Genomic DNA, 10,860 nt, shown 5'->3' on the forward strand with positions numbered 1-10,860 from the left:
GAGCGGCTGGCCGCTGAGGACGTGCGGGTGCGGCGGATCGCGGTGGATTATGCCTCGCATTCGGCGCAGGTGGATCTGATCGGTGAGGAGCTGGCTCAGGTGCTGGCGGGGGTGAGCCCGGGTGCGGTGCGGGTGCCGATGCTGTCGACGGTGACCGGTGAGTGGGTGGAGGGTCCGGAGTTGGAGGCCGGGTATTGGTGTGAGAACCTGCGGCGCACGGTGGCCTTCGCCCCGGCCGTGGGGCAGTTGCTGGAGCAGCGGTATCGGGTGTTCGTGGAGGTGAGCCCGCATCCGGTGCTGACGGTCGGCATCGGCGAGTGTGTGGACGAGACCGACGCCGTCACGGTGATTGCCGGGACGCTGCGGCGCGATGAGGGCGGCCTGGAGCGGGTGCTGACTTCGGCGGCCGAGCTGTTCGTGCGCGGTGTGGCGGTCGACTGGCAGGCCGTCTTCCCAGGCGCGCGCCGGCTCGATCTGCCCACGTACGCCTTCCAGCACCAGCGGTTCTGGCCGAACGCGCGGCAGAGCAGTGATGCCCGTGTTCTGGGCCTGGCCGCGCCGAGGCATCCGCTGCTGGGTGCGGTGATGCCTCGGGCCGACTCTGATGGGGTGGTGCTGACCGGACGGTTGTCATCGGCGTCGCATTCGTGGCTGGCCGATTACGTGGTGGCGGGCTCTGTGGTGGTTCCGGGCACCGCGTTCGTGGAGCTGGCGGTGCGGGCCGGTGACCAGGTCGGCTGTGACCTGGTGGAGGAGCTGACGCTGACCGCGCCGCTGGTGCTGGGCGAGGATGACGCGGTGGCGGTGCAGGTGTGGGTGGGCGCTGCGGAGGAGTCGGGCAGCCGGTCGGTGAGTGTGTACTCACGGTTGGCGGATGCGGCTGAGGAGGTGCCGTGGGTGCGGCACGCGACCGGCACGCTCAGTACGGGTACCTTGCCTGCCGTGCCGTTCGATGCGGCGGTGTGGCCCCCGGCCGGCGCGACCGCGATCGAACTGGAGGGGCTGTATGACGAGTTGGCCACCCGAGGGCTGGAGTACGGTCCGGCGTTCCAGGGGTTGCGGGCAGCCTGGCGGCGCGATGGTGAGATCTTCGCCGAGGTGAGGTTGCCCGAGCGGGTCAGCGAGGCGGATTCGTTCGGGGTGCATCCGGCTCTGTTGGACGCGGCGTTGCACGCGGTGAGCTTCATCGGGCTGGACGCCGCAGCGGGTACGCGGTTGCCGTTCTCCTGGGATGAGGTGTGCCTGCACGCGGCGGGGGCCTCGGTGCTGCGGGTGCGGCTGACCAAGACCGGCGGCGACGCGGTCTCGCTGAACGCGATGGATGCGACGGGTGCGCCGGTGCTGTCGGCGCGGTCGGTGGTGCTGCGGCCGATTTCCACCGAGCAGCTGACGATCTCCGACGGTCGCGGGGCAGGGCAGGACACGCTGTTCCGGGTTGAATGGGCCGCGGCAGGCGGGCTACCCGAAGCCGACCGGGTGCCGGTGGCGGTACTCGGTCCGGACACGCTGGGTATCGCGGCGGCGTTGCGGGCGGCCGGGGACGTGGTGCCGGTGCATGCGGATCTGCCCGCGCTGGCTGAGGCGGGTCCGGTCCCGGCCGTGGTGCTGGCGGAGGTGGTTTCCGAGTCCGCGGCCGGGGTGGTGGAGTCGGCGCATGCGCTGACCGCCCACGTGCTGCACCTGCTGCAGCGATGGCTGGCCGAGGAGCGGTACGCCGATTCGCGCCTGGTGTTCGTCACCCGAGGCGCGGTCGCGACCGATGCCGGTGAGGTGGTGGCTGATCTTCCGGCCGCTGGGGTGTGGGGGTTGCTCCGTAGTGCTCAGTCGGAGAACCCGGGCCGGTTCGTGCTGGTCGACATGGATCAGGACCAGGACCAGGCCTCGCTGTCGGCCCTGCTTGATGCACTGCCCGGGGTGCTGACCTCGGGTGAGCCGCAGACGGCGGTGCGCGAGGGTGAGGTGCGGGTGCCGCGCTTGGCGCGGGTGGCATCCGGTGACGTCCCGGCCGAGGTTCCCGCTGATGACGCCGGCCGGGTCTGGGATCCGGAGGGCACGGTGTTGGTCACCGGTGGTACCGGTGGTCTGGGTGCGTTGTTCGCGCGGCATGTGGTGGCCGAGCGTGGGGTGCGGCGTCTGCTGCTGGCCAGCCGCAGGGGTCTGGAGGCTCCGGGGGCGCTGGAGTTGCGGGCCGAGCTGATCGCGCACGGGGTCGAGGTCGAGATCGCCGCCTGTGACATGGCCGATCGGGATCAGGTGGCGGCCCTGCTGGCCGGGGTGGATGCCGGGCATCCGTTGACGGCGGTCATTCACACCGCCGGTGTGCTGGCCGACGGCACGATTCCGTCGCTGACGCCGGAGCGGTTGGAGACGGTGTTGCGGCCGAAGGTGGACGCGGCCTGGCATCTGCACGAGCTGACCCAGGGCCTGGACCTGGCCGGGTTCGTGGTGTTCTCCTCGATGGCGGGGGTGATGGGCAACGCCGGGCAGGGTAACTACGCGGCGGCGAACGCGTTCCTCGATGCGCTGGTTCAGCTGCGCCGGGCCGAAGGGCTGCCGGGGTTGTCGCTGGCGTGGGGCTTGTGGGAGCAGGAGACCGGGATGACCGGGGGGCTCGGGGCGATCGATCTGCGGCGGATGGCGCGGGCGGGGATGCCGGTGCTGTCGGCCGAGCAGGGGCTCGCGGCGTTCGAGCTGGCGGCCGCGTCGGATCACGCGGCGGTGGTGGTGGTGCGGTTGGAGCTGTCGGTGCTGCGCACGTTCCCCGAGGTGCCGCATCTGATGCGCGGCCTGGTGCGCTCGGGGCGTCGCCTGGCGGTCTCCGCCTCGGTGGGCGGGGATTCGGAGCTGGTGCGGCGGTTGGCGGGGCTGGAGGAGGCCGAGCAGGTTCGGCTGGTGGTGGAGCTGGTGCGGGCGCAGGCGGCGGTGGTGCTGGGGCACGCCTCGGGAGAGGACGTCCAGCCCGGACGGGAGTTCCGTGAGCTGGGTTTCGACTCCCTGACCGCGGTGGACCTGCGCAACCGGCTCAACGCCGCCACCGGGTTGCGGTTGCCGGCGACGCTGGTGTTCGACTATCCGACGCCGACCGTGCTGGCGCGGTTCCTGGTGCCGGAGCTGCTGGGCCGGCAGGACCAGGCCGTCGGGTCCGATGTGGTGACCAGGGCGAGGACGTCGGTGGCGGACGACCCGGTGGTGATCGTGGGGATGAGTTGCCGGTTCCCCGGTGGGGTGAACTCGCCGGAGGAGCTGTGGCGGTTGCTCTCCGAGGGGCAGGACGCGATCTCGCCGGTTCCGGCTGATCGGGGTTGGGATACGGGATTGTTGTCGGGGACGGGTCTCGATGTTCAGGGTGGGTTCCTGGCGGATGTGGCGGGGTTCGACGCGGGGTTCTTCGGGATCTCGCCGCGTGAGGCGCTGGCGATGGACCCGCAGCAGCGGCTGCTGCTGGAAGGGGCGTGGGAGGCGATCGAGCGGGCCGGGATCGATCCGGTCTCGCTGAAGGGCAGCTCCACCGGGGTGTTCGTGGGCACCAACGGCCAGGACTACACGAGCCTGATCATAAGTACTCAGACGGATGTGCAAGGCCATGGCGTCACCGGCCTCGCGGCCAGCGTGCTGTCGGGCCGTCTGTCCTACATGCTGGGCTTGGAGGGTCCGGCGATGACGGTGGACACGGCGTGCTCGTCGTCGCTGGTGGCGCTGCACCTTGCGGCACAGGCGCTGCGGTCGGGCGAGTGTGGCCTGGCGCTGGCGGGCGGTACGACGGTAATGGCATCACCGTTGGGGTTCATCGGCTTCAATGCGCAGGGCGGGATAGCAGCCGATGGGCGGTCCAAGGCGTTCTCCGACAGCGCGGACGGTACTGGCTGGTCTGAGGGTGTGGGCATGCTGGTGCTGGAGCGGTTGTCGGACGCGCGCCGCAACGGTCACCAGGTGCTCGCGGTGGTGCGGGGTTCGGCGGTCAACCAGGACGGTGCGTCGAACGGGTTGACAGCGCCGAACGGTCCGTCGCAGCAGCGGGTGATCCGTCAGGCGCTGGCCGGGGCCGGGCTCTCGGCGTCCGAGGTGGACGCGGTGGAGGCGCACGGCACGGGTACCAAGTTGGGTGACCCGATCGAGGCCCAGGCGCTGCTGGCCACCTACGGGCAGAACCGGGACGAGGATCGGCCGCTGCTGCTGGGCGCGATCAAGTCGAACCTCGGGCACACCCAGGCCGCCGCCGGTGTGGCGGGTGTGATCAAGATGGTGCTGGCTCTCCGGCATGGGGTGCTGCCCAGGACGCTGCACGTGGATGAGCCGTCGTCGCATGTGGACTGGGCCTCGGGTGCGGTGAAGCTGCTGACCGAGTCAGCGGAATGGCCGGAGACCGGTCGTCCGCGTCGGGCGGGGGTGTCGTCGTTCGGGATCAGTGGCACCAACGCGCACGTGATTCTTGAACAAGGGCCGGAAGCGCCGGAAGAGGACGCTCCGCAGGATCGGGGCCCTGCGGTGGGTGTGGTGCCGGTGCTGGTGTCGGCGAAGACAGGTCAGGCGTTGCGGGCGCAGGCCGGGCGGCTGGCGTCGGTCCTGGCCGATGAGCCTGGTCCGGGTCTGGCCGATGCCGCGTTCTCGCTGGCCACGACGCGGTCGGTGTTCGAGCATCGGGCGGTGGTGCTGGCCGATGGTCGTGATGGTGTGCTGGCCGGGCTGGGCGCGCTGGCCGAGGATCGGCCAAGCGCGGGTGTGGTGGCCGGGGTGGCCGCGACGGAGCCGCAGCTGGCGGTGTTGTTCACCGGTCAGGGCAGTCAGCGGGTGGGGATGGGCCGGGAGTTGTATGAGCGCTTCCCGGTGTTCGCGCAGGCGTTGGACGAGGTGATCACCGAGTTCGAGCCGCTGCTCGATGGATCGCTGCGCGAGGTGTTGTTCGCCGAGCCGGGCAGTGAGCAGGCGGAGTTGCTGGATCGGACCGGGTGGGCGCAGCCGGCGTTGTTCGCGGTGGAGACGGCGCTGTTCCGGCTGGTGTCCTCGTGGGGGGTGCGGCCGGACGTGCTGGCGGGGCATTCGATCGGGGAGATCACCGCTGCTCACGTGGCGGGGGTGCTGTCGCTGGCTGACGCGTGTGCGTTGGTGACGGGGCGGGCGCGGTTGATGCAGGCGTTGCCCGCGGGTGGGGCGATGGTGGCGGTGCAGTCCTCTGAGGAGGAGGTCGCCGAGTTGCTGGCCGGGCGGGAGAAGGAGGTGTCGGTCGCCGCCGTGAACGGCCCGTCCTCGGTGGTGATCTCCGGTACCGAAGAGGCTGTGCTGGAGGTGGCCACCGCGTTGGAGGAGCGCGGGGTGCGCACGAGGCGGTTGCGGGTGTCGCACGCCTTCCACTCGCCGCTGATGGAGCCGATGCTGGAGGACTTCCGCACGCTGGCGAGCAGGCTCACCTACCGTGCGCCGAGGACTCCGATCGTGTCCACGCTGACCGGGCGGGCGGCCGACGCAGAGCAGCTGTGCTCGCCGGAGTACTGGGTGGAGCAGGTCCGCGGCGCGGTCCGCTTCGCCGACGGCGTTCGTACCCTGCGTGCGCGGGGTGTGCGGGCGTATCTGGAGCTCGGGCCCGACGGGGTGCTGACCGCCATGGCTCAGGACACGCTGACGGCGGACCCGGAGACGCATGTGCACGAGTTGCCCACGGTGCTGGTGCCGGTGCTGCGCAAGGGCCGGGACGAGCACGGGGCGGTGATGACGGCGCTGGCCCAGCTCCATGTGTACGGGGTGCCGGTCGACTGGCGATCGGTGCTGCCGGGTGGACGCCGGGTCGACCTGCCCACCTATCCCTTCGAGCATCGGCGGTTCTGGCCCGAGGGCAGTGCCGGTGCGGGGAATGTTGCGGCGGCAGGGCTGGCCACAACGGATCATCCGCTGCTGGGCGCCGCGGTCGGGCTGGCCGATTCCGACGGGGTCGTACTGACGGGACGGTTGTCGCTCTCGTCGCATCCGTGGCTGGCCGATCACGTGGTGGCGGGGTCGGTGGTGGTGCCGGGTTCGGCGTTCGTGGAGCTGGCGGTGCGTGCCGGTGACCAGGTCGGCTGCGACCTGGTCGAGGAGCTGACCCTGGACGCGCCATTGGTGCTGGGCGAGCGGGGCACGGTCGCGCTGCAGGTGTCGGTGGGGGCTCCGCAGGAGTCGGGCCGTCGGAGTGTGAGTGTGTATGCCCGTTCGGCGGAGGCGGCCGAGGAGGTGGCGTGGGTGCGGCACGCCACCGGCACGCTCGCGACCGGGGTGGCGGAGGCGGTGCCGTTTGATGCGGCGGTGTGGCCGCCGGCCGGGGCGACCGTGATCGAGGTGGAGGGGTTGTACGAGGAACTGGCCGAGGACGGTTTCGCCTATGGTCCGGTGTTCCAGGGGTTGCGGGGAGTCTGGCGCGGTGCCGACGGTGAGGTGTTCGCCGAGGTCGGGTTGCCGGAGCAGGTGGTGTCGAGTGCGGGTTCGTTCGGGGTGCATCCGGCGTTGCTGGATGCGGCGTTGCACGCGGTGGCCTTCGCTGATCTGGACGATTCCGAGGGCGGTTTGTCGCCGTCATCCTGGGGCGGGGTGTGTCTGCACGCGGGTGGGGCGTCGGTGTTGCGGGTGCGGTTGGTCAGGACGGGGCCGGATGCGGTGTCGCTGAGTGCGGTGGATGTTGCCGGTGGGCCGGTGGTGTCGGCGCGGTCGGTGGTGTTGCGGCCGGTCGCGGTCGAGCAGCTGAGGGTCTCCGAGGGTGTGGGGGCTGGCTGGGAGTCGTTGTTCGGGGTGGAGTGGGCACCGGTGGGTGTTGTGGCGGAGGTCGGCCAGGCGTCGATGTCGGTGGCGGTGCTCGGTGCGGATGCGTTGGGTATCGCGGCGGCGTTGCGGGCGGCCGGGGACGTGGTGCCGGTGCATGCGGATCTGCCTGCGCTGGCTGAGGCGGGTCCGGTCCCTGCGGTGGTGCTCGCGGAGGTGGTCTCGGATCCGGTGAGCGGGGTGGTGGGGTCGGCGCATGCGCTGACCGCTCGGGTACTGGAGTTGTTGCAGGGCTGGCTGGCCGAGGAGCGGTTCGCCGAGTCGCGGCTGGTGTTCCTTACCCGGGGTGCGGTCGCGGCGGGCGACGGCGGGGTGGTGACCGATCTGGGGGCCGCGGCGGTGTGGGGTCTGGTGCGTAGTGCGCAGTCGGAGAACCCGAGCCGGTTCCTGCTGATCGACGTGGATGGGGAATCCCCGCTGTCAGGGCTGGCGGGAATGTCGATGTCCGAGGAGCCGCAGATGGCGGTGCGTGAAGGAGACATTCTGGTGCCGCGCCTGGCACGGATACTGCCAGGGGATGTCGTGGTAGATGAGTTCGGTGACAACTCCGGTGAGGACGGTGGCCGTTCCTGGGATCCGGCGGGGACGGTGTTGATCACTGGTGGTACCGGTGGTCTGGGCGCGCTGTTCGCGCGGCATGTGGTGGCCGAGCGTGGGGTGCGGCACCTGCTGCTGACCAGCCGCCGGGGCCTGGACGCTCCGGGCGCGCTGGAGCTGCGGGCCGAGCTGATCGCGCACGGCGTCGAGGTCGAGATCGCCGCCTGTGACATGGCCGATCGGGATCAGGTGGCGGCCCTGCTGGCGCGGGTCCCGGCCGCTCATCCGCTGACCGCGGTGATCCACACCGCCGGTGTGCTGGCCGACGGCACGATTCCGTCGCTGTCGGCGGAGGGGCTGGGTGCGGTGTTGCGGCCGAAGGTGGACGCGGCCTGGCATCTGCACGAGCTCACTCAGAACGCGAACCTCGCGGCGTTCGTGATGTTCTCCTCGCTCGCGGGTGTGGTGGGAGCGCCCGGTCAGGGCAACTACGCGGCGGCGAATGTGTTCTTGGACGCGCTGGCCCAGCTGCGCCGGGCCGAAGGGCTGACGGGGCTGTCGCTGGCGTGGGGTGCCTGGGCTCAGGACGCGGGAATGACCGGCACGCTGAGTGAGATCGAGATGCGGCGGATCAACCGGACGGGGATACCGGCGTTGTCGGCCGAGCAGGGGCTCGCGGCGTTCGAGGCCGCGGCCGGGTCGGGCCGGGCGGTGGTGGTGCCGGTACGGCTGGAGCTGTCGGTGCTGCGGGCGATGGGCGAGGTGCCGCATCTGATGCGGGGTCTGGTGCGCGCGGGGCGCCGGTCGGCGGTCTCGGCTCTGGCGGGTGGGGAAGCGGAGCTGGTGCGGCGGCTTGCCGGGTTGGAGCAGGCCGAGCAGGTACAGCTGGTGATGGAACTGGTGTGTGCTCAGGCGGCCGTGGTGCTGGGGCACGAGTCGGTGGACGCGATCCAGCCGGGACGGGAGTTCCGCGAGCTGGGCTTCGACTCCCTCACCACCGTGGAGCTGCGCAACCGGCTGAACGCGGCGACGGGGCTGCGGCTGCCGGCGACCCTCATCTTCGACTACCCCACTCCTGCCAGCCTCGCCGAATACCTCCTGGAGGAAATCGCGCCCGGAGCGAACAAGGCCACGGAGTTGTCGTTGCTGGCCGATCTCAACCGGTTCGAGACCGCTCTTTCCGATACCGCGCTCGACGAGCTCGCCCGGAACGGCATCGTCACCCGGCTGCGGCAGCTACTGGCGAAGATGAGCGAGAGCAGCACGGAAACTAGTGAAATCGCTGTCGCGGACGTGCTCAACTCGGCGAGTACCAAGGACATCCTCGGCTTCATCGAAAACGAACTGGGCCGCCTCAAAGACCTGTGATGTCCCGGCTCATACGCGAATACCCTGGAGGGCTTCTCCCATGTCGGAAGACCTGAAGCTCGTTGACTACCTGAAGTCGGTCGCCACCGATCTGCACGAGACCCGTCGACGGCTCGAAGAGGCGGAGTCGGGCAAGCGTGAGCCGATCGCCATCGTGTCGATGTCATGCCGCTTTCCAGGTGGAGTCGCCTCTCCTGAAGATTTGTGGCGGTTGCTGGCTGAAGGTGAGGATGCGATCTCGCCGTTTCCGGCCGATCGGGGCTGGGATCTGGGGATGTCGTCAGGGCTGGGATCCGACGGCGGGGGTGGTGGCGCGGTCCAGGGCGGGTTCCTGGCGGATGTGGCGGGGTTCGACGCGGGGTTCTTCGGGATCTCGCCGCGTGAGGCGCTGGCGATGGACCCGCAGCAGCGCCTGCTGCTGGAGACGACCTGGGAGGCGATCGAGCGGGCCGGGATCGACCCGGTCTCGCTGAAGGGCAGCTCCACCGGGGTGTTCGTGGGCACCAACGGCCAGGACTACATGAATCTGATCATGAGCACTCGGGTGGATCTTCAGGGCCATGGCGTCACCGGTCTGGGAGCCAGCGTGCTGTCGGGTCGCCTGTCCTACACGCTGGGCCTGGAGGGCCCGGCGGTCACGGTGGACACCGCGTGCTCGTCGTCGCTGGTGACATTGCACCTTGCGGCGCAGGCGCTGCGGCAGGGGGAGTGCTCGCTGGCGCTGGCCGGCGGTATCACGGTGATGACGTCGCCGATGGTGTTCATCGGCTTCAGCGCGCAGGGCGGGATGGCGCCCGATGGGCGGTGCAAGGCGTTCTCCGACGCCGCGGACGGTACCAGCTGGTCCGAGGGTGTGGGCATGTTGGTGCTTGAGCGGTTGTCGGACGCCCGCCGCAACGGTCATCAGGTACTCGCGGTGGTGCGCGGGTCGGCGGTGAACCAGGACGGTGCGTCCAACGGCTTGACGGCGCCGAACGGTCCTTCTCAGCGGCGGGTGATCCGCCAGGCGCTGGCCGGTGCGGGGTTGTCGTCGTCCGAGGTGGACGCGGTGGAGGCGCACGGGACCGGCACGGTTCTGGGTGACCCGATCGAGGCGCAGGCGCTGCTGGCCACCTATGGGCAGGACCGGGACGAGGGGCGGCCGCTGCTGCTGGGGGGGATCAAGTCGAACCTCGGTCACACGCAGGCGGCGGCCGGTGTGGCCGGTGTGATCAAGATGGTGCTGGCGATGCGGCACGGGGTGCTGCCCAAGACGTTGCACGTGGACGCGCCGTCGTCGCATGTGGACTGGTCGGCGGGTGCGGTGGAGCTGCTGACCGAGTCGGCCGAGTGGCCGAAGACGGGTCGTCCGCGCCGGGCGGGCGTGTCGTCGTTCGGGGTCAGCGGCACCAACGCCCACGTGATTCTCGAACAGGGTCCGGAAACGCCGGAGGGAGAAGACGCTCCGCAGGAACGGGTGCCGGCCGCCGACGTGGTGAGCGGCGTGATTCCGCTGCTGGTATCGGGCCGTACGGGTGAGGCGTTGCGGGCGCAGGCCGAGCGGCTGGTCTCGCATGTGGAGGGCCATCACGAGGTGGCCCTGGTGGATACGGCGTTCTCGCTGGTGGTGTCGCGGTCGGTGTTCGAGCACCGTGCGGTGGTGGTGGGCGAGGATCGCAAGGGTCTGCTGGCGGGGCTGGCGGCGGTGGCTTCCGGTGAGCCCACGGCGGGTGTGATTCAAGGTGTGGCCGATGTCGTTGGGAAGTCGGTGTGGGTGTTCCCGGGGCAGGGGGCGCAGTGGGCGGGCATGGGTGCGCGGCTGCTGGAGGAGTCGGCGGTGTTCGCCGGGCGGATGGCGGAGTGCGCGGCGGAGCTGGAGCCGTTCGTGGACTGGTCGTTGCTGGATGTGGTGCGTCAGGTGGAGGGTGCGCCTTCGCTGGATCGGGTGGATGTGGTGCAGCCGACCTCGTTCGCGGTGATGGTGTCGCTGGCGGCGGTGTGGGAGTCGTTGGGGGTGCGGCCGGATGCGGTGGTGGGTCATTCCCAGGGGGAGATCGCTGCGGCGGTGGTGGCCGGTGGGTTGTCGTTGCAGGACGGCGCCCGGGTGGTGGCGTTGCGCAGCCGGTTGATCGGTGAGCGGTTGGCGGGGTTGGGGGCGATGGCGTCGGTGGCGTTGCCGGTGGAGCGGGTCGC

General features: G+C 70.6%; 2 protein-coding genes. Both read left to right on the forward strand.

From position 1 onward, the window contains the following. Positions 1 to 6: 6 nt before the first annotated feature. Positions 7 to 8,688, forward strand: a complete 8,682-nt coding sequence (locus tag AB0J58_RS42585) for an SDR family NAD(P)-dependent oxidoreductase (RefSeq protein WP_364227085.1) — start codon at positions 7 to 9, stop codon at positions 8,686 to 8,688. Positions 8,689 to 8,728: 40 nt separating this feature from the next. After that, positions 8,729 to 10,860, forward strand: a 2,132-nt coding sequence (locus AB0J58_RS42590; protein ID WP_364227082.1) for a type I polyketide synthase, incomplete at its 3' end; no start/stop codon positions are given.

It is taken from the genome of Streptosporangium sp. NPDC049644 (genome assembly GCF_040675205.1).
In the GTDB taxonomy this organism is placed as follows: Bacteria; Actinomycetota; Actinomycetes; order Streptosporangiales; family Streptosporangiaceae; genus Streptosporangium; species Streptosporangium fukuiense.